Origin of the sequence: Micromonospora sp. DT15, assembly GCF_049841475.1 — a bacterium.
Taxonomy (GTDB): Bacteria; Actinomycetota; Actinomycetes; order Mycobacteriales; family Micromonosporaceae; genus Micromonospora.
Genome location: NZ_JBNCKJ010000004.1, coordinates 324,844 through 348,395, shown reverse-complemented (window position 1 = coordinate 348,395; position 23,552 = coordinate 324,844). Strand labels below are relative to the sequence as shown.

At 72.9% G+C, this 23,552-nt stretch carries 17 protein-coding genes; 4 read left to right on the top strand and 13 right to left on the bottom strand.

Annotated features, from left to right (window positions below):
• Positions 1-66 precede the first annotated feature (66 nt).
• Entirely contained in the window at positions 67-2,766 is a 2,700-nt protein-coding gene (locus tag ACLQ3F_RS11830; protein ID WP_425848581.1) for a hypothetical protein, read from the bottom strand.
• A gap of 144 nt (positions 2,767-2,910) precedes the next feature.
• Here ACLQ3F_RS11830 and ACLQ3F_RS11825 point away from each other — a divergent pair, with 144 nt between their 5' ends.
• The gene (locus ACLQ3F_RS11825; RefSeq protein WP_425848580.1) at positions 2,911-4,443 is read left to right on the top strand and encodes a M1 family metallopeptidase; all 1,533 of its coding nucleotides are present in this window, start codon (positions 2,911-2,913) and stop codon (positions 4,441-4,443) included.
• A gap of 135 nt (positions 4,444-4,578) precedes the next feature.
• Here ACLQ3F_RS11825 and ACLQ3F_RS11820 read toward each other — a convergent pair whose 3' ends face one another.
• The 4 genes from ACLQ3F_RS11820 to gltB all read right to left on the bottom strand — a co-directional run bounded on the left by ACLQ3F_RS11820 (position 4,579) and on the right by gltB (position 12,949).
• On the bottom strand, positions 4,579-5,067 hold the full coding sequence (locus tag ACLQ3F_RS11820; RefSeq protein WP_425848578.1) for a hypothetical protein: 489 nt from the start codon (positions 5,065-5,067) through the stop codon (positions 4,579-4,581).
• Positions 5,068-5,136: 69 nt separating this feature from the next.
• Positions 5,137-6,534 (bottom strand): MFS transporter, encoded by a 1,398-nt coding sequence (locus ACLQ3F_RS11815; protein ID WP_425848577.1) that lies wholly within the window; start codon positions 6,532-6,534, stop codon positions 5,137-5,139.
• 174 nt (positions 6,535-6,708) lie between these two features.
• Positions 6,709-8,244 (bottom strand): glutamate synthase subunit beta, encoded by a 1,536-nt coding sequence (locus ACLQ3F_RS11810; protein ID WP_355007629.1) that lies wholly within the window; start codon positions 8,242-8,244, stop codon positions 6,709-6,711.
• A complete protein-coding gene (gltB, locus tag ACLQ3F_RS11805; protein WP_425848575.1) occupies positions 8,237-12,949 on the bottom strand; it encodes a glutamate synthase large subunit in 4,713 nt (1,570 codons plus the stop codon). The genes ACLQ3F_RS11810 and gltB overlap by 8 nt, the downstream gene beginning before the upstream one ends.
• Positions 12,950-13,093: 144 nt before the next feature.
• Here gltB and ACLQ3F_RS11800 point away from each other — a divergent pair, with 144 nt between their 5' ends.
• The gene (locus tag ACLQ3F_RS11800) at positions 13,094-13,939 is read left to right on the top strand and encodes a GNAT family N-acetyltransferase (protein ID WP_357196994.1); all 846 of its coding nucleotides are present in this window, start codon (positions 13,094-13,096) and stop codon (positions 13,937-13,939) included.
• A 36-nt stretch (positions 13,940-13,975) separates the two neighbouring features.
• On the opposite strand, the gene ACLQ3F_RS11795 is transcribed toward ACLQ3F_RS11800, so the two are convergent.
• Entirely contained in the window at positions 13,976-15,163 is a 1,188-nt protein-coding gene (locus tag ACLQ3F_RS11795; RefSeq protein ID WP_357222586.1) for an FAD-dependent oxidoreductase, read from the bottom strand.
• Between the two features lie 9 nt (positions 15,164-15,172).
• Positions 15,173-16,351 carry a prolipoprotein diacylglyceryl transferase gene (gene lgt, locus ACLQ3F_RS11790; RefSeq protein ID WP_425848572.1) on the bottom strand — a complete coding sequence of 393 codons (1,179 nt, stop codon included), beginning with the start codon at positions 16,349-16,351 and terminating at the stop codon, positions 15,173-15,175.
• 102 nt (positions 16,352-16,453) lie between these two features.
• Between lgt and ACLQ3F_RS11785 the strand changes: the two genes are divergently transcribed.
• Complete coding sequence (locus ACLQ3F_RS11785) at positions 16,454-17,002, top strand: NUDIX hydrolase (protein WP_425848570.1); 549 nt, start codon at positions 16,454-16,456, stop codon at positions 17,000-17,002.
• Positions 17,003-17,023: 21 nt separating this feature from the next.
• On the opposite strand, the gene trpA is transcribed toward ACLQ3F_RS11785, so the two are convergent.
• From trpA to trpC, 3 genes are read right to left on the bottom strand one after another with little or no spacing between them, the layout of a single operon-like run.
• Positions 17,024-17,827, bottom strand: coding sequence for a tryptophan synthase subunit alpha (trpA, locus tag ACLQ3F_RS11780; RefSeq protein ID WP_350861148.1), 804 nt, complete (start codon positions 17,825-17,827; stop codon positions 17,024-17,026).
• Between the two features lies 1 nt (position 17,828).
• Complete coding sequence (gene trpB, locus ACLQ3F_RS11775) at positions 17,829-19,067, bottom strand: tryptophan synthase subunit beta (RefSeq protein ID WP_357196983.1); 1,239 nt, start codon at positions 19,065-19,067, stop codon at positions 17,829-17,831.
• Between the two features lie 38 nt (positions 19,068-19,105).
• A complete protein-coding gene (trpC, locus tag ACLQ3F_RS11770; RefSeq protein ID WP_030334428.1) occupies positions 19,106-19,909 on the bottom strand; it encodes an indole-3-glycerol phosphate synthase TrpC in 804 nt (267 codons plus the stop codon).
• 487 nt (positions 19,910-20,396) lie between these two features.
• On the opposite strand from trpC, the gene ACLQ3F_RS11765 reads away from it, so the two are divergent.
• Positions 20,397-20,666, top strand: coding sequence for a hypothetical protein (locus ACLQ3F_RS11765; protein WP_357196980.1), 270 nt, complete (start codon positions 20,397-20,399; stop codon positions 20,664-20,666).
• 11 nt (positions 20,667-20,677) lie between these two features.
• On the opposite strand, the gene ACLQ3F_RS11760 is transcribed toward ACLQ3F_RS11765, so the two are convergent.
• The 3 genes from ACLQ3F_RS11760 to hisI are packed head-to-tail and all read right to left on the bottom strand — an operon-like array spanning position 20,678 to position 23,302.
• Positions 20,678-21,268 (bottom strand): Trp biosynthesis-associated membrane protein, encoded by a 591-nt coding sequence (locus ACLQ3F_RS11760; RefSeq protein WP_357196977.1) that lies wholly within the window; start codon positions 21,266-21,268, stop codon positions 20,678-20,680.
• A gap of 49 nt (positions 21,269-21,317) precedes the next feature.
• Positions 21,318-22,871: an anthranilate synthase component I gene (locus tag ACLQ3F_RS11755; protein WP_355007639.1), complete on the bottom strand. Its 1,554-nt coding sequence runs from the start codon at positions 22,869-22,871 to the stop codon at positions 21,318-21,320.
• Positions 22,868-23,302, bottom strand: coding sequence for a phosphoribosyl-AMP cyclohydrolase (gene hisI, locus ACLQ3F_RS11750; protein WP_393222836.1), 435 nt, complete (start codon positions 23,300-23,302; stop codon positions 22,868-22,870). Before hisI ends, ACLQ3F_RS11755 begins: the two co-directional genes overlap by 4 nt.
• Positions 23,303-23,552 lie beyond the last annotated feature (250 nt).

The following is a 23,552-nucleotide window of genomic DNA, read 5'->3' as shown; positions in this document are numbered from 1 at the left end:
CCAGGAACCCTAACGGACACCGGTGGCACCCGGACAGTCCTGCGAGGACGTGTCACACCGGACCGGTCAGGCGGGGCCGCACGCCGCCGGGCCGGACCCGTCGGCCGCCCCGCAGCGGAACACCTCAACCGGCGCCGTCGCCACGTCGGGCAGCTGCTCGACCCGCATCAGGGCCAGTCGCTTGTCGACCGGCTCCCCCGAGTCGGGCGTGAACCGGATCAGCCCGGCCACCCCCGGGTAGCCCTGCCCGGCGTTCTGCCGGAGCACCTCCGCGTGCACGGCCACCGGGTTGACCGAGTCCGGCTCCCAGCGTTGCCGCGGGTCGGCGTGGTGCAGCCGGGCGGCGAGGCTCTCCACGGCCCGGATGAGCATCATCGACGCGTCGTAGGCGAGACTGACCCGCTCACCGACCTGTTCTTCGGAGTCGGGCCGGCAGCGCGGCGGGTCGAGCAGGTCGTCGGCCTGGATCAAGGACAGGAAGCTCGCCCGGGCGTCGTCGTCGCGCCGGTCCTGGGCGGCCCGCAGCACCGCGCAGGTGGCCAGGGACGCCTTGGAGACATACGTGACGGGCAGGTTGCCGGGCGCGGCGGCGCGCAGCCCCGGGTTGGCCATGTAGCGGTTGACCGAGTCGTCGGCGACGAGGTGCCGGGGCGGGTTGCCCCCGCACTCGCGCAGCGCCCGCAGGAAATCGTCGAACTCGGACCATCGACCGGCGTAGAAGAGCAGCCCGGGGTAGCCACACTCGTCGGTCAGCCGCTGCCCGGTGATCCACTCGTCGAGGCGGGTGACCCGGGGGCCGAACTGTTGTCGGAGCCCGTCGACGAGCGTGCCCACGTAGAGGTCCTCGGTGAGCGTGCTGCCCTCAAGGGTGGTGTAGAAGACGTGCGCCTCGTCGACCTTCAACACCTGCTTGGCGTACGCGTCGACCAGCTTCACCTGGTCCTTGTTCGGGGCGGAGATCTGGAGGTAGAGGCGGGAGTTGGCGTCCATCCGGTCGGCGGAGAGCGTGGGTGCCAGCACCGGCAGCCCGATCTTGTTCAGCTCGCGCAGCGCGCGGGCGGTGCTCGTCCGGCTCTCCACCAGGCCGACGACCCCGAGCACAGTGGGGTCGTCCCGGGCCAGTTCGGCCAGCATCGCCACCGCCCGGTCGGCGTAGATCATCTGGGGGCCGGCGTTGGCGACCACGATCCGCAGTAGCGCGGCGCCGTCGGCGTCGGCCGACTCCTTCAGCAACGCGTACTGGGCGGTGGCCATGCCTTCGAGCTCCTCGCGCTCGGAGACGTAGGACACCTCGTCGGCGCGGGTCCGGTTGCCGGTCAGGGTGCCCAGGTAGACCAGGGTCAGGAAGGGCCGGCGCCGGTCACTGCGCTCCCAGACCTCCTCGGCGGCGCGGTTCTGCGCGAAGATGCGCTGCTGGATCTTTCGCAGGCCCTCCTGTCCGGGGTCGTTGTTGAACACCTGCGCGGCGCTGTCGCTGTAGCCGACACACTCGCCGCTGGCGACCACCTCGACCGAGACCCGGCCACCGGTCAGCGACGGGTGGCAACCCAGCCCCCACCGACTGTCCGCCCAGACGCACAGCCCCGCCACCAGTACCAGGCAGAGCGCCGTCGGGAGGAATCGCCGCGACCACCAGGGCGGGTCGGGCGCGGAGAACGGCAGGCCACCGCCCCGCGACGGCCGACCGGCGTCGGTGTCGTCGGGCTGCAACGCCACCAGCCAGGTGGCCGGGCGGCGCAGCCGTCGCATCTCCGGCAGCGCCCCGGCCCACTCGTCGTACGCCTCGTCGGCCTCGGTCAACGGGTGCGGTTCGGGCAGGTCCGGTGGGGGTTGCCCACCGGACGCGACGATCAGCAGCGGGTCGTTGCGGCCGGTCTCGGTGCGAACGTCGCCGATCAGGCGGACGAGTTCCCCGCCGACGTTGCCGGGGGCGACGTGATCGATCAGCAGAGCCGGGTACGCGGTGCGCCGCCAGTCCGACGGGCGCCACGGGCGACGCCGGTACGCCTGCCGCAGGTCCTCCAGGAACGCGTGCAGCAGCAGCTTGTTGACCTGGTCGGGTTGCTCGCCGTCACGCCAGCCGGCGGTGAGACGCTCGGCGAAACCGAGGAAGGTGACCGATTGCCGGGGCGCCAGATACTGCTGGCGCATGAACCAGTTGTAGTGCCGCCCGAGCACCGGCACCCGACCGGAGACGGCAGCCCGGAAGACCACCCCCGGCACGGCGCGACGGACCAGCCAGAGCAGCACCTGCGAGACGATGCTGACCGCGTCGCCGCCGGAGGGCGCCGCCTCCGGCGTGCGCGGGCCCCTGCGGTCGCGCAGCCGGCGGACCAGGGCCGCTCGGCTGTCGTCGGCGTCGATGCCCAGGTTGAGGCTCTGCTGCATCAGCCAGTCGGCGAGCGGATAGTGCCGGAAGCGCAGCCGGGCGGCACCGAATGCCTCCAGGGAGAGCTGCCTGTGCAACTCGCGCAGCAGCGCCGGCACGTCCCCGGCGCCGGGCGGCGCGTCGGCGTCCAGCACGGCGTGCGGGACCCGCCGCCGGGGGCCCTGGCCGAGGAACCGGCGCAGCGGCACCATCAGATCCGCGGTGTCGGAGCGGACCAGCCACAGCAGCGGCAGCCGGCGCTCGCCGCGGCGGGGTCGCCGCAACAGTCGGGCGAGCAGCGTGAACAACTCCAAGCCGCCGGCCGGCAGGCGTTCCCGACCAGCTGTCGACTGTCGTTGGCCGGTCAACTCCCGCCTGGGTAACTCCGAGCGCCGCACGTGTCACCTCCGATCAACACAGTGTGACCTTGCGGTGCAACGCACGCCAGAGGACGACGACCGACGATGGGTGTGGCGGCCAGCGACGTTCACAGTTGTCGATTAGGTTGACCTGGCGAACACCCGATGGAGGGAGTCCACCCCGTGCGACGAGTCCTCACGGCGGCCACCACCGCCCTGACCCTCACCACCGCCGGCACCATGCTCGCCGGCACCCCCGCCCAGGCCGCCCCGACGGGCTGGGGCCGTCCGGTCGTCTCCGCGGCGCCGCAACCCGGCGCGCCCGGACTGGGCGACAGTTACTTCCCCGACTACGGCAACGGCGGCTACGACGTCGAGCACTACGACGTCCGGCTGCGCTACGAACCGGCCACCGACCTGCTCACCGGCACCACCACGATCCTCGCCACCGCCACTGAGGACCTCTCGACGTTCAATCTGGACTTCCTGCTCGACGTCGAGTCGGTCCGGGTCAACGGTTGGGCGGCGAGCAGCACCACCGCTGGGGCGCACGAGTTGGTGGTCACCCCGGCCCGCACGGTGACCCGGGGCCAACAGCTCACCATCGTCGTGCGGTACTCCGGCATCCCGTCGGAGGCCCTGGTCAACGGCTACACCGGCTGGACGCGTACCGACGACGGCGCCCTCGCCGTCAACGAGCCCGAGTCGGCGTGGTGGTGGTTCCCGAGCAACGACCACCCTCTGGACAAGGCCACCTACGACATCTCGGTCTCGGTGCCCACCGGCGTCGAGGTGATCAGCAACGGCGTGCAGCCGAGGCCGCCGCTGGCCGAGGCCGGCAACCGCACCCGGTGGATCTGGCGGACCACCTCCCCCACCGCCACCTACCTGGCCTTCATGGCCATCGGCCAGTACGACATCGTCACCGACACCACCCCGGGTGGCCAGCCGGTGATCAACGCGTACAGCACGTCGCTGGGCGCGCTCGGGCCGGCCGCGCGGGCCAGCATCGAGCGGACCGCCGAGATCGTCGACTGGGAGAGCGGGATCTTCGGCCCGTACCCGTTCGAGGCGCAGGGCGGTGTGGCCGGGCCGATCGACGGCATCAGCTTCGCCCTGGAGACGCAGACCCGCCCGGTGTACGGGCCGGGCTTCTGGCGACGCGGCGCCAACACCTACGTGGTGACGCACGAGCTGGCCCACCAGTGGTTCGGCGACTCGGTCTCGGTGGCCGACTGGCGCAACATCTGGCTCAACGAGGGCTTCGCCTCGTACGCCGAGTGGCTCTGGTCGGAGGAGCAGGGCGAGGGCACCGCCCAGGAGGTCTTCGACTTCACCTACGCCAGTTACCCGGCTGACGACGGGTTCTGGCAGGTGCTGCCCGGCGACCCGGGTGCCGCCCGGGTCTTCGACAACGCCGTCTACGACCGGGGTGCGATGGCCCTGCACCAGCTGCGGCTGGCCGTCGGTGACGACGCGTTCTTCGAGATCCTGCCGACCTGGACCGCCGAGCGCCGGTACGGCAACGGCACCATCGAGCAGTTCCAGGCCCTGGCCGAGCGGGTCTCCGGACTGGACCTGGACGACCTGTTCACCACCTGGCTGTTCACCGCCGGCCGACCCGAGGTGGCCAGCGCCGCCCGGAAGGCCGCCCCACCGACCGAGCCCAAATCCTGGTCCAAGATCCGCGACTCCCACGAGCTGATGTCCCACTAACCCCCCACCCCGCCACGCCACGCCACGTCGATCATGGAGTTGTGGTGCCTGACATATCAGGCAAGGGCGTATCTTCTGCCCACCACAACTCCATGATCGACCGGCGGGGGTCGCGCGACCGGGCCGGCGGCGGGGTTACGGGGTTGCGGCTTCTACGGCGCGGATGTGCCGGTACGCGAACCAGAGCGGCGGGAACGCCCCGACCGCGAAGGACAGGTCGACAAGCGTCCAGAACCAGGGGATGTCCCGGATCGGGCCGCAGATCAGCGCCAGCGGAACGATGCCGGCGCAGGCGATCATGCCGACCTGCACCACCCAGACGTTGCGCACCGGGTCGCGCAGCGGCCCCCAGAAGGCCACTGCCAGCACCAGGTGGGCGAAGGCCAGCCAGTCGGTGCCGTAGAGCAGGAACGGGTAGTCCTCGCCGGCCGTCACGAGCCCGGTGTGCACCCGCTCGATCCAGGCGACCAGCGCGGGCAGTTGGTCGGCGAGCGGATCCAGTACGCGCAGCAGCCAGCGCACCTCGATCTCCAGCGGAAACGCTGTGACGCCACTCAGGAAGAGCCCGATCAGCACGATCCACAGCCATCGGCGGGTGCGCCGTAGCCGCTCCTCATTGTCCATGATCGCAGCGTAACGATGATCTTCAGTCTGCTCTGTCCCGGAAGCGGGCCGCCGAGGGTGACCGCTGTCTCAGCGGTTCGCCACCGGCCCGACGGTGGCCAACTCCCGCAGCCGGACCCCGCCCGACCGCTTCGCACCGGCCTCGGCGGGCACGATGACGCAGACCGCACCGGTGGGCCGCACGATGCGGGCGGCCCGGAACGCCGCTCGTCGTACCGGATGGCGGGGTCGCGGAACGACGAGCGCGAGGGTCGCCGCGCGGCCGCGCTGCCGATCCAGGGCGACGCCCGCCGCCGTCGTGGCGATCGCCGCTGCGGCTCCGGCGAGGACGAGGGTCTGCCGGGGCCCGGCATGTTCGGCGAGCCAGCCGAGCAGCGGGGCGCCGACCGCGGCGGAGACCGAGCCGGTGACCGCCAGGGCGGCGAGCACCCGGCCCCGCATCGCGCCGTCGGTGTCGAGCTGGGCGCGGGTGCCGACGGTGGTGTCGATGACCACCGCGGCGGCGGCGATCGGCAGGATCACCGCGGCGAAGCTCCAGGTGCCGGGCGCGAGGCCGGCGACGATCTGCAACCCGCTGGCGAACAGGCCCGCGACGACGAGCGTCCGGTAACCCAGGGAACGCCGCCGGGCCGCGACGAGCGCGCCCACCACGGTGCCGACCGCGAACACCGTCGACAGCAGGCCGTACCCGGAGGCGCCGGCGTCCAGCGGCCCGTCGCTCATGGCGGCCATGGTCACCTGGTAGTTGCGGCCCAGGCTGCCGAGCACGAACGACAGGGCGAGCGCGAGGAGCAGCACCGGCTGCCCGCGCAGGTAGGCGAACCCGGCGCGGACACCTCCCCGCGTCCGGCCGGCGTCCGGGACCGGGAGGCCGGGCACGCCTGTCGGGCGTACGGCGAACAGCGCCACCACCACTGCGGCGAAGCTGACCGCGTTGATGCCGAACAGCAGGGCGGGTCCGACGGCGGCCACCACCACGGCGCCGAGGCTCATGCCGAGGATGCGGCCGGCGGAGTTGCTGAGCGAGCCGAGCGCCAGCGCGTTGCCCAGCGTCTCCCGGTCGACGAGGCTGGCGGCCCAGCGTCCCATCACCGGGCCTTCGATCGCCGAGACGGCACCGGTGGCCAGCGAGATCGCGAAGATCAGCGGCAGGCCGCCGACCCCGGTCAGGGCGACCGCCGCCAGTCCGGCGGCGAGCACCGCGTGGGCGCACTGGGCGGCGATCAGCAACGGGCGGGCGGGCAGCCGGTCGGCCAGCACGCCACCCCAGACGCTGAGCAGCAGCGTGGGCGCCGCCTGGAGCAGTACGGCGAAGCCCATTGACGTCGCGGAGCCGGTCTCCTTCAGGACGTACCAGTTGACCCCGAGGACCTGCATCCAGGTGCCGATGACGGAGACGAAGCCGGCGAGCGCCCAGATCCGGTAGTTGCGGTGGCGCAACGCGGCGAAGGTGGCACCTCTGGCCACGACGAACCTCCAGCGATCGGCAGCATGATCATTCACACCGATCGCGGGGCGGTTCGGCAGCCGGCAAGTCTTGCCGGCTTAAACCTTTTTGCCCACATTTGTGAGCGGCTTCACCAGCGGGAATGCCCGGCCGATGCGGCGGCGGACCTGCCGCACCGACCGGACGCCCGCACCTCAGCGAGCGGCGAGAGCCTGCGCGGCTGGGCCCACCGGGGCCGGCAAGGCACCGACACCGCCCAGATAGCCGTGGATGGCCGCGGCGACCGCCCGCCCCTCGGCGATGGCCCAGACGATCAGCGAAGCGCCCCGGTGCATGTCACCAGCCACGAACACCCCGTCGGCGTCGGTCTGCCAGTCGTCGCGGGCGTCGATGGCGCCCCGCGGGTTGCGGGCCACGCCGAACTGGGCCAGCAGCGGCTGCTGCTCGGTGCCCTCGAAACCGATCGCCAACAGCACCAGATCGGCCGGCAACTCCCGCTCGGAGCCCGGCACCACTGTGACGACCCGCCGGCCGTCGCGCTTCTCCACTGTCACCTCGGCGATCCGCACCGCCCGCACCTGGCCGGTGCCGTCGTCCACGAACTCCTGCACCGCCACGGCGAAGACCCGCTCGCCACCCTCCTCGTGCGCCGGGTAGCTACGCAGCACCCACGGCCAGGTCGGCCACGGATCCCGTGCCTCGTCGCGCTCCTGCGGCGGCTGCGGGTACAGGTCGAGCTGGTGCACGCCCGCGGCGCCCTGGCGGTGCGCGACGCCGAGACAGTCGGCCGCCGTGTCACCTCCGCCGATGATCACCACGTGCTTGCCGGCCGCGTCGATCGGCGTGCCGTCGGGCAACACCGCGGGCGCCAGCCGACGCTCGGCGGTGGCCACCACGCCGGCCTGGTCGGTGGCCGCCGTGGCGACCGCGCGATTCGCCGCGACCAGGTGCGCCATCGCCTGGTGTACGCCCCGAAGCGCCCGCCCCGGGGTCTCCGGGGTGTCCCGGCCCTGCAACGCCCCACAGGCCAGCAGCACCGCGTCGTGCTCGGCGCGCAACTGCTCGGCGGTGACGTCCACGCCGACGTTCACGCCGGTGCGGAACCGCACCCCCTCGGCGGTGAGCTGGGCCAACCGGGCATCGATGTGCCGCTTCTCCAACTTGAAGTCGGGAATGCCGTACCGGAGCAGGCCACCGATCGCGTCGTCGCGTTCGTACACCGTCACCGCGTGACCGGCGCGGGCCAGCTGCTGGGCGGCGGCGAGCCCGGCGGGCCCGGAGCCGACGACGGCGACCGACCGGCCCGACGGCGCCGGGACCGGGCGGGGGGTGAACCCGCGCGCTGCGGCGGCGTCGGCGATCTCCACCTCGACCTGCTTGATGGTCACCGGTTGACCGCCGGAGATGCCGAGCACGCAGGCCGCCTCGCAGGGCGCGGGGCAGAGCCGGCCGGTGAATTCCGGGAAGTTGTTGGTGGCGTGCAGCGACTCCACCGCGGCGTCCCAGTTGCCGGTACGCACGAGGTCGTTCCAGTCCGGGATGCGATTGCCCAGCGGGCAGCCGTCGTGGCAGAACGGGATGCCGCAGTCCATGCATCGGGTGGCCTGCTCACGGACCAACTCCTCGCCGGCCGGCGGGTACACCTCCCGCCAGTCGCTGATCCGCACCGGCACCGGGCGGCGGGCCGGCAGCCGCCGGTCGTAGCGCAGGAAACCGTTCGGGTCAGGCACGTGCCACCTCCTGGGCAGCCACCCGCGGGGCGGGCGGCACCGGCATCGCCGGCACAGCCGGCGCGGTCAGTTCTTTCATGACCGCGTCGTCGACGTCGCGGCCGGCTGCTTCGGCGGCCCGCATGATCTCCAGCACCCGGCGGTAGTCGCGGGGTATGACGGCGGTGAACTCGGCCACCGCCTCCGGCCACCGCTTGAGCAGCTCCTCGGCGACCGCCGACCCGGTCTCGGCCACGTGCCGTTGGACCAGGTCGTGCAGGAGCGACTGCTCCTGCTCGCCCACTGGCAGCAGGTCGACCAGTTCCGCGTTGACCCGGGCCCGATCCAGGTGGTGCACGAACGCCGTGCCGCCGGACATGCCCGCCGCGAAGTTCCGGCCGGTCGCGCCCAGCACCACCACAGTGCCGCCGGTCATGTACTCGCAGCCGTGGTCACCAACACCCTCGACCACGGCGACCGCGCCGGAGTTGCGTACCGCGAACCGCTCACCCACCCGGCCGCGCAGGAAGACCTCGCCCGCCGTGGCCCCGTACAGGATGGTGTTGCCGGCGATGATCTGATCCTCGGCCCGTTGCCCCGGCTCGGCGTCCGGGTCGAGGAACGGCGCGGCGGCGTCCGGACGGACGATGAGCCGACCCCCGGAGAGGCCCTTGCCCACGTAGTCGTTGGCGTCGCCGTGCAGGCGCAGGGTCACGCCGCGCGGCAGGAACGCGCCGAACGACTGCCCAGCCGTGCCGTGCAGCACGAACTCGACGGTGTCCTCGGGAAGGCCGGCGCCGCCGAAACGACGGGTCACCTCGCCACCGAGCATCGCGCCGACGCTGCGGTGCTCGTTGCGCACCGCCACCTCGACCCGCACCGGCGCACCGTCCGTCAGAGCCGGACGCGCCAACGCGATCAGCTCGTTGTCGAGCGCCTGCTCCAGGCCGTGATCCTGCGCGCGGACCCCGCGTCGGGCCGCGCCGGCGGGCAGCTCCGGCAGGTGCAGGACGGGCGCCAGGTCCAACCCGTGCGCCTTCCAGTGCGTCAGAGCCGGGGCCACGTCGAGCAGCTCGGACTGCCCGATCGCTTCCTCGATCGACCGGAAACCCAGCTCGGCCAGGTACCCCCGGACCTCCTCGGCGAGGAAGAGGAAGAAGTTCTCCACGAACTCCGGCTTGCCGGTGAAACGCTCCCGCAGCACCGGATTCTGCGTGGCGATGCCGACCGGGCAGGTGTCCAGGTGGCAGACCCGCATCATCACGCAACCCTCGACGATCAGCGGCGCGGTCGCGAAGCCGAACTCCTCCGCGCCGAGCAGCGCCGCGACCAGGACGTCCCGGCCGGTCTTGAGCTGGCCGTCGACCTGCACCGTGACCCGGTCGCGCAGCTTGTTGAGCAACAGCGTCTGCTGCGCCTCGGCCAGCCCCAGCTCCCACGGGGTGCCGGCATGCTTCAGCGAGTTCATCGGGGAGGCGCCCGTGCCGCCGTCGTGGCCGGAGATCAGGATGACGTCCGCCTTGAGCTTCGCCACCCCGGCGGCGACGGTGCCGACGCCGACCTCGCTGACCAGCTTGACGTGCACCCGGGCCGCCGGGTTGACGCACTTCAGGTCGTGCACCAACTGGGCGAGGTCCTCAATGGAGTAGATGTCGTGGTGCGGCGGCGGGGAGATCAGACCCACGCCGGGGGTGGCGTGCCGGGTCCGGGCGATCCACGGCCAGACCTTGTTACCGGGCAGCTGACCGCCCTCGCCCGGCTTGGCGCCCTGGGCCATCTTGATCTGGAGGTCGTCCGCGTTGACCAGGTACTCGCTGGTCACACCGAAGCGGCCGCTGGCGATCTGCTTGACCGCCGAGCGGCGGGCCGGGTCGTGCAGCCGCTCGACGTCCTCGCCGCCCTCACCGGTGTTGGACTTGCCGCCGAGCCGGTTCATGGCGATGGCGAGCGTCTCGTGCGCCTCCGCCGAGATCGACCCGTACGACATGGCGCCGGTGGCGAACCGCTTGACGATCTCGGTGGCCGGCTCGACCTCCTCGATCGGCACCGCCGGACGCACGCCGGTGCGCACTGTGAACAACCCGCGCAGCGAGCCGGCCTGCGCGGCGAGCGCGTCGACCTTGGCGGTGTACTGCCGGAAGACGTCGTACTGCCGGCTGCGGGTGGCGTGTTGCAGCAGGAACACCGTCTCGGGGTTGAACAGGTGCAACTCACCCTCGCGGCGCCACTGGTACTCGCCACCGACCTCCAACCGGTCGGAGGTGGCGGTGCCGGCCGGCGGCCAGGCCAGCGCGTGCCGGGCGGCCACCTCGGTGTGCACGCCCGCGAGACCCACCCCGCCGATGCGGCTGGGGGTGCCCCGGAAGTAGCGCTCGACCAGCCGGCTGTCCAGGCCGACCGCCTCGAAGACCTGCGCACCGCAGTACGAGGACACCGTCGAGATGCCCATCTTGGACATGATCTTCAGGACGCCCTTGCCGAGCGCCTTCGCGTAGTTGCGCACCGCGGCGGCGGGCTCCACCCCGGCGAGAGCGCCCGTGGCGATCATGTCCTCGACCGACTCGAACGCCAGGTACGGGTTGACCGCCGCCGCGCCGTAGCCGATCAGCACCGCCGCGTGGTGCACCTCCCGGCAGTCCCCGGACTCGACGATCAGCGCCGCCCGCGTACGGGTCTGCTCGCGGACCAGGTGCTGGTGCACGGCGGCGGTGAGCAGCAGCGACGGGATCGGCGCCAGGTCGGCGTTGGAGTCCCGGTCGGAGAGCACCAGGATGCGCACCCCGTCCTCGATCGCCTCGGAGACGTGCCGGCAGATCTCGGTCAGCCGCGCCTTGATCCCGGCGGCGCCCTCCCGGATCCGGTACAGCCCGGAGACCCGGACCGCCTTGAAGCCGGGCAGGTCGCCGTCCTCGTCGATGGAGAGGATCTTCGCCAGCTCGTCGTTGTCGAGGATCGGGTGCGGGAGCACGATCTGACGGCAGCTCGCGGCACCCGGGTCGAGCAGGTTGCCCTCCGGCCCGATCGTCGACGCCAGGCTGGTCACCAACTCCTCGCGGATGGCGTCCAACGGCGGGTTGGTGACCTGGGCGAAGAGCTGGTGGAAGTAGTCGTAGAGCAGCCGCGGTCGGGTGGACAGCGGCGCGATCGGGGTGTCCGTACCCATCGAGCCGAGCGGCTCGGCGCCGGTGCGGGCCATCGGCCCCAGCAGGATCTTCAGCTCCTCCTGCGTGTAGCCGAAGGTCTGCTGCCGGCGGCGCACCGAGTCGTGCGTGTAGACGGTGTGCTCGCGCGCCGGCAGGTCGTTCAGCTCGATCAGCCCGGCGTGCAGCCACTCGGCGTACGGCTGGGCGGCGGCCAACTCGGACTTGATCTCCTCGTCGTGCACGATCCGCCCGGCCACGGTGTCGACCAGGAACATCCGGCCCGGCTGGAGCCGCCCCTTGGCGACCACGTGGGCCGGGTCGAGGTCGAGCACGCCCGCCTCGGAGCCGAGCACCACGAGCCCGTCGTCGGTCTGCCACCAGCGCCCCGGACGCAGCCCGTTACGGTCCAGCACCGCGCCGACGATCTCGCCGTCGGTGAAGGCCACCGACGCCGGGCCGTCCCACGGCTCAATAAGGCTGGCGTGGAAGCGGTAGAAGGCGCGCTTGGCCGGGTCCATCCCCGGGTCGTTCTCCCACGCCTCGGGGATCATCATGAGCACCGCGTGCGGCAGGCTCCGCCCGGCCAGGTGCAGCAACTCCAGGACCTCGTCGAAGTTCGCCGAGTCGGAGGCCGCGGGGGTGCAGACCGGGAAGACCCGCCGGATGTTGCCCGGCACGTTCGGCGAGCGCAGGAGCGCCTCGCGGGCCTGCATCCAGTTGCGGTTGCCCCGGATCGTGTTGATCTCGCCGTTGTGGGCGATGAACCGGTACGGGTGCGCGAGCGGCCAGGACGGGAAGGTGTTCGTGGAGAAGCGGGAGTGCACCAGCGCGATGGCGCTGTCCACCCGCTCGTCGCGCAGGTCCGGGTAGAACGCCGGCAACTGGTCGGGCGTGAGCATGCCCTTGTAGACCATGGTGCGGCTGGACAACGACGGGAAGTACGCCGGAACGCCACGCTCGGCGGTCTCCCGCTCGGCCTGCTTACGCAGACAAAACGCCACCCGGTCCAGCTCGAGGCCGCGCAGCGGGGAGCCGGCCGGCCCGTCGGGTGTGTCGGTGAGGCGGTGCGCCGCCAGGAAGAGCTGCCGGACCCGGGGCATCGCCGCCAGGGCGGTCTCACCCAGGTCACTCGGGTCGATCGGCACGTCCCGCCAACCGAGCAGATCGGCGCCCTCAACCAGTGCGTACTTCTCGACGACCCGGCGGGCACGCGCCTCGGCGGCATCGTCGTCGGGAAGGAAGACGAGCCCGGTGGCGTACTCGCCCGCTGGGGGAAGCGCGACGTCGGCCACCGCGCGCAGGAACGCGTCGGGCACCTGGATCATGATGCCGGCACCGTCGCCGGTGTTCGGCTCCGCGCCTCGGGCGCCCCGGTGGTCCAGCCGACAGAGCGCGCCGAGCCCGTTGGCGACGACCGAGTGTGAACGCCGGCCGTGCAGGTCCGCCACGAAGGCCACGCCGCAGGCGTCGTGCTCCTGCGCTGGGTCGTAGAGACCCTGGGCGGACGGACGGGGGTGGGGCGTCGGGGACGCCTGCGGGCTGTGGGGGTGCGGCTGTTCTGTGTCCGCGTACGGCTGAGCCACCGGGCCTCCTGTCGTCACTCAGGTTGGATCATGGTGGGGACGACGTCGGCCCGTGGGTCTATTGAGTCTACGTTAGGGCCGGGGTCGCACGGCCACCCGAGATTGATCACACCGTCCACAGGCTGGGACGTGTAGTCTCGCGCGGTGGATCCGCTACACAGGCACGTCTTCGACCGGTTGGAACGCTTCTACGACGCGGTGCCCCGCGACGTCGCCGCTGCGGAGGAGCATGGCGGGTTGGTGCTGTTCGTCCGCGAAGGCGCCGGCTGGCCGTTCTATGCCCGCCCCCGGATCGACGCCACCGAGCCGCCGTCGCTGGCCGACGTGGTCTCGGTCCGCGAGCGCCAGCGGAAGCTGGGCCTGCCGGAGGCCTTCGAGTGGGTGCACGAGACGACCCCGGAGCTGCTGGCGGTGGCCCGCTCGGCGGGGCTCAGCGTGCTGGAGGCGCCGCTGATGGTGCTCGACCCGAGCGCGCTGCCCGACCCGGCGACGCTCTCCGACGCGGCGGTGCGGGTGCTGGCCGCTGACTCCCCCGGTTTTGCCGCCGATGTCGCGGCACGGCGTGCCGTGGCAGCGGTGGCGTTCGCCGCCGCCGGCACCGCGCCCGGCGAGGCGGGTCCGGCCGAACGCGACGCCGCCGTCACCGAACTCGAACTGGCCGCGCTCGAGGAGGAGCGCGTCCGGATCGCCGACGGGCGACGGATCTCCGCGCTGGCCGGCACGCCGACCGAGGGCGCGCTGGCCAGCGGCATGGCGATGCGGGTGGACGACGTCGCGGAGGTCGCCGGGGTGGCCACCCTGCCGTCCGCCCGACGACGCGGGCTGGGCGCCGCGCTCACCGCCACCCTGGCCCGGGAACTCCTCGCCGCCGGCACCGAGCTGGTCTTTCTCTCCGCGGGCAGCGAAGAGATCGCGCGGGTCTACCTGCGGGTCGGCTTCCGCCGAATCGGCACCGCCTGCATCGCGGAACCCGCCGCCCTCATCCCCTGAGCTGCCCCGCTCCACCGACCTGCGTCGCGGCCGAGGTCAGGTCGGTGGGCGCCACTGGGCGGCGGAGGCGGCGGCGCTGGAGAGCAGTCGGGAGTTGATCGTGCCCAGTGCGGCGTCCCGGGCGCGCAGCGCCAACCGGCCCCGGGTCTGGAGCACCGCCGACATCCGCCGGGTCTGCCGGACCACCGTCGCGGCCCGGGGGCGGCGCACCCGGTCGTACGTCTGGACGGCGTCGGGCAGCCGAGCCTCCCGCAGCAGCGACGCGAGCGTCGCGGCGTCCTCGAACGCCAGGCAGGCGCCCTGCCCGAGGTGCGGCGGCATGGCGTGCGCCGCGTCGCCGAGCAGCACCACCCCACCGGGCCCGACCGGAAAGCCGTACGCCCGGGGCAGCGGGCGCAGCTCGCGAACCTCCTGTTGGACCAGGTCGGCCGGGTTGGTGGCGTCGAGAAGCGCGCCGACCGGCGCGGGCCAGCCCGCGTACCAGCGGCGCAGCAGGGCGAGCTGGGTCTCCGGTGGTTCCGGGCGGGGCGCGCCGGCGGCGGTGGCCACCCAGTAGATGCCGCCCCGGGTGGACCCGCCCGAGGAGCCCCGCTCGCCCAGCGACGCGGCCACGAACCGGTAACCCGCGCCGAGGATCTCGCCGGCCAACGGCTGATCGTCGGGGAGCCGAGGTGCCTGGTACCAGGGGATGACGGCCCGCCAGGCGGCGCATCCGGAGCTGACCACCCGGGACTCGGGCGCGAGTTGGCGGCGGATGCCGCTGTCGGTGCCGTCGGCGGCCACCACCAGATCGGCCTCGATGGTGTGCCGCCCGTCGCTGACGCCCGGCCGCTCGCCCGGCTCGACGCGGACGTGGCGCACCGTCACTCCGGTCCGCAACTCGACCCGCTCGCCGAGGCCGGCGATCAGCGCGTCGTGCAGATCCTCCCGGTGCACCACCACCGGCATCCGGTCGGCCGGAACGGGCCGGGGCTGCACGAGCCAGTGCCCGTCCGGGCGACGAACCCCGCCGTCGGGCAACGGGGTGGCGATGGCGGCCAGGCCGGCACCGAGGCCGAGGGCCTGGAGCGCGCGGACACCGTTGGGCCAGAGCACCACAGCGGTGGGCTCGGGGCGGACCCGTTCGGCGCGTTCCAACAGGGTGACCTGCCAGCCGGAACGCGCCAGCGCGCCGGCCACCGCGAGGCCACCGACCCCTGCGCCGACCACCACCGCGCTTCGCATCGGTGTCGCTCAGCTGTCCCGGTCGGCGGGACGCGCGCCAGTGGCGTCGGCCCGGTCGGTGCGAACGGCCGACGGAGCGTCCGCCGGCTCGTCGTCGCTCGGCGCGAGGTCGTCGGCGGCCGCGTCGCCGGACGGCTCGCCGTCATCCGGCCCGGAGTCGTCGTCCGCCGGCGGTACGACGCCGGTGTCCTGCCAGGCCGCGTACTGCTCCTCGCTCACCACCCGGTAGCCCTCCGGCGCGGCGGCCCGCGCGGGGGTCTCCCGCTCGGAGAGGTCGACCTGGGACAGGTCGGACGTGGGGGGCGGGGTCGTCGTCCCCGCCGGGCCGAGCGGGATCAGGTAGTCCCGAGGGCCACGCACCCGTACGAAGTAGATCAGGGCGCCGAGGAAGACCAGTGCGGCGGTCCAGACGTTGAGCCGGACACCGAAGATCTGGTTGGCCTCGTCGGTGCGCATCAGCTCGATCCAGAACCGGCCGACGGTGTAACCCATCACGTAGAGCGCGAACGCCCGGCCCCGGCCCAGCTTGAACCGGCGGTCGAGGACGAGGACCAGAGCGGCGACGCCGATGTTCCACAGCAACTCGTAGAGAAAAGTGGGCTGGTAGAGGCCCGGTTCGAGGATCGGCTGTCCGGCGTCGTCGCGGAGGGCGTGCCCGGGGTTGTCCGGGTCCATCCGGTGGATCTCCAGACCCCACGGCAGGGTCGTCCGGCCACCGAAGAGCTCGTTGTTGAACCAGTTGCCGAGCCGGCCGACGGCCTGGGCCAGCGGCAGCCCGGGGGCCAGCGCGTCAGCCACCACGCCGAACGGAATGCCGAGCTGTCGGGCCGCGATCCAGGCACCGACCGCGCCACCGGCGACCGCGCCCCAGATGCCGAGACCGCCCTCCCAGATGGCGAACGCCTTCATCGGGTCACCACCGGCCCCGAAATATTTCTCGGGTGAGGTGATCACGTGGTAGATCCGGGCGCCGATGATGCCGGCGGGCACCGCCCAGACGGCGATGTCGAGCACCGCGCCGGGCGCGACGCCGCGCTGCCGCAGCCGGCGCTCCGTCACCCAGCAGGCCAGCACGATGCCGGCGATGATGCAGAGCGCGTAGGCCCGGATCGGCACCGGCCCGAGCTGCCAGACCGCGGTGCTGGGGCTGGGCAGGGCCGCCTGGGGGGAGAGCGAGGCGAGGGTCACGGGTGCACACGCTACCGCTGCACACCCCCGCAGCGGCACCCCGGGCCGCCGGAGGGCGCATCCCGGTGACTTCTGGTTTGCGCCGCCGTAGGCTCTTTGTCCATGAGCGCGCTCACCTGGGCGGTCGCCGCGGTCGTCACCGACGACACCGGTCGGGTGCTGCTCTGCCAGCAGGGTCGGGGGGACCGCCGGCACGCGTTGCCCGGTGGGCGGCTGCGCCCGGCCGAGAGCCCGGTGCGGGCGGCGGTACGGGACATTCGCGCGGAGACCGGCTGGGACATCGAGCTGACCGGCCTGGTCGGCATCTACCAGGTGAGCCGCCCGTCGGGGGAGGCCGCCGCCGGACGCGCCGGCCCGCTGCCGGACGTCCTCGTGCACGTGTTCCGGGCCCGCGCCGCCGGGGTCCAACCCGCCACCGACCCACCGCCGGGCTGCCGACTGTCCTGGCACTCCCCCGACGCGCTGCCCGAGGTGGTCACCCCGCTCACCCGAGCCGCCGTCACCGACGTGACCGACGGCCGCTTCGGCGTACTCCGCGACATCGACTGTGCACCCGGCTCCGTCGCCACCGCGTCGCTGCCGACGGCCCGCCCAGCCGAGGACGGCCGGCCGACGGCCGACCAGGACGCGCGGTGCGCCGGGCCGGGTTGAGCCGGGCTGGGCGACGCGGGCTCAGCGGGTGGGGTTACGAACGCCCTCGGCGAGTTCGGCGCTGAGCGTGCGAAGGGCGGCCAGCCCGTCGGCCTCGGTGGGCGCGTCAAGCACACACCGGACCAGCGCGCTGCCCACGATCACCCCGTCGGCGTAACCAGCGACGGTGCCGGCCTGAGCGCCGGTACCCACACCCAGGCCGACGCCGATCGGCAGGTCGGTGACCGCGCGGGCCCGGGAGACCAGCGTCGGGGCGGCGTCGGAGGTACGCGCCCGGGCGCCGGTCACCCCCATCACGGCGGTCGCGTAGACGAAGCCGCGACAGTGCTGCACCGTCATCGCCAGCCGAGCGTCGGTGGACGACGGCGAGACCAGGAAGGTGCGGTCCAGCCCGTGCGCGTCCGAGGCGGCCAGCCACTCGTCGGCCTCGTCAGGGATGAGGTCCGGGGTGATCAGACCGGTGCCGCCGGCGGAGGCCAGGTCACGGGCGAAGACGTCCACGCCGTACCGCTCGACCGGGTTCCAGTAGGTCATGGTGACCACTGGGGCGCCGGTGGCCGCCACCGCCTCGATGACGCGCATCGTGTCCGCGGTGCGTACGCCACCGGCCAGCGCGATGTCGCTGGCCCGCTGGATCACCGGCCCGTCCATCACCGGGTCCGAGTAGGGAATCTCCACCTCGATCACGTCGACGCCGGCCTCGACCATGGCGGTCATCGCGGCGATGCTGCCCTCGACGGTGGGGAAACCGGCCGGCATGCAGCCGACCAGCAGTGCCCGTCCGTCGGCGCGGGCCTTGTCGAAGGCCACCCCGATCCGGCTCATCTCACCGCTCCTTGTCGAGGATGCCGAAGTAGTCGCCGGCGGTGTGCACGTCCTTGTCGCCCCGCCCGGAGAGGTTGACCACGATGGTGGGCTCCCGGCCCAGCTCAGCGGCGAGCTTCGGAGCCAGCGCGACGGTGCCGGCGAGCGCGTGCGCGCTCTCGATCGCCGGGATGATGCCCTCGGTACGGCAGAGCAGCTCGAACGCGGCCATCGCCTCGTCGTCGGTGACCGGCAGGTAGTTCGCCCGGCCGGTGTCGTGCAGCCACGCGTGCTCCGGTCCGACGCCCGGGTAGTCCAGGCCGGCGGAGATCGAGTGCGACTCCAGGGTCTGCCCGTCGGCGTCCTGGAGCACGAAGGTGCGGGTGCCGTGCAGCACCCCGGCCGACCCGCCGGTGATGCTCGCCGCATGCCGGCCGGTGGCCACCCCGTCGCCACCGGCTTCGAAGCCGTACAGCCGAACGGCCTCGTCGCCCACGAACGCGTGGAAGATGCCCAACGCGTTGGAGCCGCCGCCGACGCAGGCGGTGACGGCGTCCGGCAACCCGCCGGTGAGGTCCAGGCACTGCTGACGGGCCTCGTCACCGATGCCCCGGACGAAGTCGCGCACCATCGCCGGGAACGGGTGCGGGCCCGCGGCGGTGCCGATCAGGTAGTGCGTCTCGTCGACGTTCGCCACCCAGTCGCGCATCGCCTCGTTCATCGCGTCCTTGAGGGTGCGCGAGCCGTTGGTGACCGGGACGACCGTCGCGCCGAGCATCCGCATCCGGGCCACGTTGAGCGCCTGCCGCTCGGTGTCGACCTCGCCCATGTAGACCACACACTCGAGGTCGAACAGGGCGGCGGCGGTCGCGGTGGCGACACCGTGCTGGCCGGCGCCGGTCTCCGCGATCACCCGGGTCTTGCCCATCCGCTTGGTGAGCAGCGCCTGGCCGAGCACGTTGCGCACCTTGTGCGCACCCGTGTGGTTGAGGTCCTCGCGCTTGAGCAACACCCGCGCGCCGACCTTCGCGGAGAACCGCCGGGCCTCGTAGAGCAGCGACGGCGTGCCGGCGTAGTCGCGCAACAGCGCGCCGAACTCCGCCCGGAAGGACTCGTCCTCCATCGCCGTACGCCACGCCCCGTCGAGCTCGTCCAACGCGGCCACCAGGGCCTCGGGAACGAACCGACCGCCGAAGCGGCCGAAGTGGCCGGCGGAGTCGGGCTGCGGGCCGGCCACCGGGGCCAGCGCGTCGGCGCTCATCGGGAATCCTCTCGGTGGGACGTCAGCCCGGCGCGGGGTCAGCGCACCGGCCGGGGCGTTGCCGGGTGGTTGCCGGCGTTGACCAACTCGGCGACCGCCTCGCGGGGGCTCTTCTGGGTGACCAGGCCCTCGCCCACAAGGACCGCGTCGGCGCCCGCGGAGGCGTACCGGATCAGGTCGTGCGGGCCACGAACGCCGGATTCGGCGATCTTGACGACGCTGCTGGGCAGGCCGGGCGCGATCCGCTCGAACACCGACCGGTCGACCTCCAGGGTACGCAGGTCACGGGCGTTGACCCCGATCACCTGCGCGCCGGCCTCCAACGCGCGGTCGGCCTCTTCCTCGTCGTGCACCTCGACCAGAGCGGTCATGCCCAGCGACTCGATCCGCTCCAGCAGGCCCATCAGGACGTTCTGCTCGAGTGCGGCGACGATCAGCAGAACCAGGTCGGCGCCGTGCGCGCGGGCCTCGTGGATCTGATAGCTGGAGACCACGAAGTCCTTACGCAGCACCGGCACGGTGACCGCCGCACGGACGGCCGCAAGGTCGTCCAGCGAACCGCCGAACCAGCGCCCCTCGGTGAGCACGCTGATCGCCCGCGCCCCACCGGCCGCGTAGTCGACGGCGAGGTCGGCCGGATCGGCGATCTCGGCCAGCCGGCCCTTGGACGGCGACGAACGCTTCACCTCGGCGATCACGGCCACGCCGGGCTTGCGCAGCGCCGCGTACGCGTCCATGGGCGGCGGCGCCGCCGCTGCCAGTTCACGGATCCGCTCCAGCGGAACCTGCTCCTGGCGTCGGGCGACGTCTTCACGCACGCCGGCCAGAATCTCGTCGAGCACGCTTACGGACGCTGCCTGGCCGGCCTCGTCCCCCTCCGCGTGCGCATGCTCAGCAGTCACGAACGGACTCCCCTCTCCGGGCGTCATGGGCCGATGCTAGGGGCAGCCGACCGACGCCGAATGCCGGGGGTATGGCGCTGCTCACGAAAAGGGCTGCGGCATAATGGCCGACTTGCCGTGAAGGGGTTGTCACGCAGCGCCACCTCCGGTATCGATCACCGTCACGCGGTATGGAGCCCGGCGGCCACGGTCAGACCGCGGCCGATCCATCGATCATGCCACCAGTTACCGCTCGGCGCGCGACAGCAACGACGCCAGTCGATGTTGTGAGCAAGCTCAAGGTTTGCCGGACGGTCCTGGTCACGGCCGAGGCGAGACAGTTGACCGGGCGGTCACCGCGGCGAAACGTCGACGGGTGAGCATCGTCCTCAGGCAGACTCGATGGCGCGCCTGCCCCGACCGTCGCAACTCCTCGCGCGAGGTGATCATGAGCATTTCCGAGCCGCACCCGACCATCGGACTGACCACGATCTCGCGGACGGTGGCATCGCTCGCCGTCGGCGTGGTGCACACCGTGGAACGGGCCGTGGTGGGCGAGGGACGGATGCGGACAGCACGGGGCAACGCCTGGGAAGCGGTCTGCGCCGACCGGGCCCGCGCCGACCAGCGTGCCGAACTCAACCGCCTGGTCGAAGAGCTGACCGCCGCCCGCGCCGCCAGTAGCCGCACCCAATGGGAGCGCCAGCCGGTCGGCTGACGCCCTCCGCGTCAGTCGGCCGTCGGGTCCTCGCCCCGGTCCAGCGCGTCCCACGCCTCGGTGGTCCGACGCCCCGCCAACGGCGTCGCCGGCCCGGTCGGGTCGCTCTGCGCCGGCGCGTCCTGCGGCGCGCTCCGCGCCGGACGCTCGTACCGGGCGCCCATCGCCGGCCAGTCACCGCCACGCACCGCCGTCCACCAGCCTCCACCGGCGGCCAACAGACCGCCGAGCAGGCACAGCGCCGGCCACTGCCGGCTCACAACGCCGCTCACGTCGGCCACCAGCCCGTACCCGCCGCCGGCCGCCACGGCCAGACCGAGTACGCCGAGCAGCGCCCCGAGCACCCGACGCAGGCGGCCCCGGGTGGCCAGCACCGCGCCACCCCCGGCCAGGGTCACCAGGGCCAACGCCGGCAGCCAGGGCAGCAGGCTCGCGCCGCTGCGGGTGTCACGCACCGGCGGCAGCGGCGCCGGACGTACCGTCAGCTCGACCGACCAACCGCGCGTCGCGGCCCACAGCGCCAGGCCCGCGCCGGCCAGGCAGAGCAGCACGGCGTACGTCAACGCGCGCCGGCCCACGACGGACCGCTCCCCGCCGCTCACGAGCTCATCCCATCGTCAGCGACTGCCAGGCACCACTTCGCCGCCGCGCTCACCGAGCCGGCCGGAGGGTTTCGGCGGCTGCGATCGCGGCCAGCACGGCCGCCGCCTTGTTCCGCGTCTCCTGGTCCTCGGCGGCCGGGTCCGAGTCGGCGACCACCCCCGCCCCGGCCTGGACGTAGGCGCGGCCGTCGCGGATGAGCGCGGTCCGGATGGCGATCGCCATGTCCAGGTCGCCGCCGAAGCCGAAGTAGCCGACGGTGCCGCCGTAGAGGCCACGACGGACCGGCTCCAACTCCTCGATGATCTCCATGGCGCGCACCTTGGGCGCCCCCGAGAGCGTGCCGGCCGGGAAGGTCGCGGCCAACGCGTCGAAGGCACTCTGGTCGTCACGCAGCGTGCCCGTGACGGTGGAGACGATGTGCATCACGTGGCTGTAGCGCTCGATGGTGGCGAACTCGGGCACCTCCACGCTGCCGGGCTGACAGACCCGACCCAGGTCGTTGCGGCCGAGGTCGACAAGCATCACGTGCTCGGCTCGTTCCTTCGGGTCGGCGAGCAGCTCGGCGGCGAGGGCGGCGTCGGCCGCGGGGGTGCCGCCCCGCGGCCGGGTGCCGGCGATCGGGTGCAACAACGCCCGCCGTTGCCCGTCCGCGGCCCCGGTGACCTTCAGGTGCGCCTCGGGGGACGAGCCGACGATGTCGAACCCGTCGAAGCGCAGCAGGTACATGTACGGGCTGGGGTTGCTGGTGCGCAGCACCCGGTAGACGTCCAGCGGGTCGGCGTGGGTCGTCCGCTCGAAGCGCTGGGAGAGCACGATCTGGAAGCACTCACCGGCCCTGATCGCCTCCTTGGCCGCGTCCACCGCCTTCGGGTAGCCGCCGTCGGGCGTACGGCAGAGCACCTCGCCGGCCGGCGGACGCTCGACCGTGGAGATCATCGGCGGGATGGGCCGGGACAGCGCCGTGGTCATCGCATCCAACCGGCCCACCGCGTGGTGGTAGGCGGCGGCGACCTGCGAGGCGCGGTCCGGTGCGTCCAACGGCGGCAGCACCGCGTTGGCGACCAGGATCGCTGAGCCGTCGTAGTGGTCGAGCACCACCAGGTCGGTGGCGAGCATCATGCCCAGCTCAGGGACGCCCAGGTCGTCCTCGGTCAGCTCGGGCAACCGCTCGAAGCGCCGGATCAGGTCGTAGCCGAGGTAGCCGACCATGCCACCGGTCAGCGGCGGCAGACCGTCGGACGGGTCCCCGACCGGGCCGGCCAGCGCCGCCACCGTCTCGCGCAGCATCCGCACCGGGTCACCCTCGGTGCTCAGCCCGGCCGGCGGCTGGCCGAGCCAGGTCGCCACGCCGTCGCGCGCGATCAGGGTGGCGCTGCTGCGTACGCCGATGAACGAGTACCGCGACCAGGCCATGCCGGCCGAGCCGACACCCTGCTCGGCCGATTCCAACAGGAACGTGCCCGGTCCACCGGCCAACTTCCGGTAGACCCCGACCGGGGTCTCCGCGTCGGCCAGCAGCCGCCGGGTGACCGGCACCACCCGCCAGTCGGCGGCCAGCTCGGTGAAGGTGGCCAGGTCGGGGCTGACGGTGCCGTCGGTCATGGCAGTGCCTCCGGAGTAGAGACGGGCAGCTCGGTGAAGAAGCAGGTCCGGTGGCCGGTGTGGCAGGCCGCGCCGACCTGGTCCACGCTCACCAGCAGCGCGTCCCCGTCGCAGTCCAGGGCGACCGACCGCACGTACTGGTGGTGCCCGGAGGTGGCGCCCTTGACCCAGTATTCGCGGCGGCTGCGCGACCAGTAGGTGGCCCGGCCGGTGGTGAGGGTGCGGTGCAACGCCTCGTCGTCCATCCAGGCGACCATCAGCACCTCACCGGAGTCGTGCGCGCGCACCACGGCGGCGACCAGACCGTCGGCGGTGCGGCGCAACTGGGCCGCGATGGCCGGGTCGAGCCGGGACGGGCGCGCCGTCGCGGGCGCGGCCAGCTCGTTCGGATCGCTGGGAACGCCGGTCACCGGCGGATCAGGTACGGGCACAGTCACGAATTCTCCCGCACGCGGCGCGGGCACCGCCGACCGCTCCCGCCCCGGCTGCGCCGAAGGCCCCGAGAGCCAGGGCTGCGACGAGGGCTGAGGCTGCGACGAGGGCCCGGACTGCGACAGGGGCCCGGACTGCGACAGGGGCCCGGACTGCGACAAGGGCCCGGCTGGCCGGGCCAGCTGGGCGACGTAGCGGTCCAGCCGGCCGTCGACCAGGGCGGCGGCCAGGTCCGCGCCGGCCGTGTCG

Coding starts and splice junctions, on each gene's coding strand:
- ACLQ3F_RS11820 (WP_425848578.1), bottom strand. CDS start 5,067: ATGGACAATGAGGAGCGGCTACGGCGCACCCGCCGATGGCTGTGGATC.
- trpA (WP_350861148.1), bottom strand. CDS start 17,827: ATGAGCCGGATCGGGGTGGCCTTCGACAAGGCCCGCGCCGACGGACGG.
- ACLQ3F_RS11755 (WP_355007639.1), bottom strand. CDS start 22,871: ATGACCGACGGCACCGTCAGCCCCGACCTGGCCACCTTCACCGAGCTG.
- ACLQ3F_RS11785 (WP_425848570.1), top strand. CDS start 16,454: ATGAGCGCGCTCACCTGGGCGGTCGCCGCGGTCGTCACCGACGACACC.
- trpB (WP_357196983.1), bottom strand. CDS start 19,067: ATGAGCGCCGACGCGCTGGCCCCGGTGGCCGGCCCGCAGCCCGACTCC.
- ACLQ3F_RS11765 (WP_357196980.1), top strand. CDS start 20,397: ATGAGCATTTCCGAGCCGCACCCGACCATCGGACTGACCACGATCTCG.
- ACLQ3F_RS11795 (WP_357222586.1), bottom strand. CDS start 15,163: ATGCGAAGCGCGGTGGTGGTCGGCGCAGGGGTCGGTGGCCTCGCGGTG.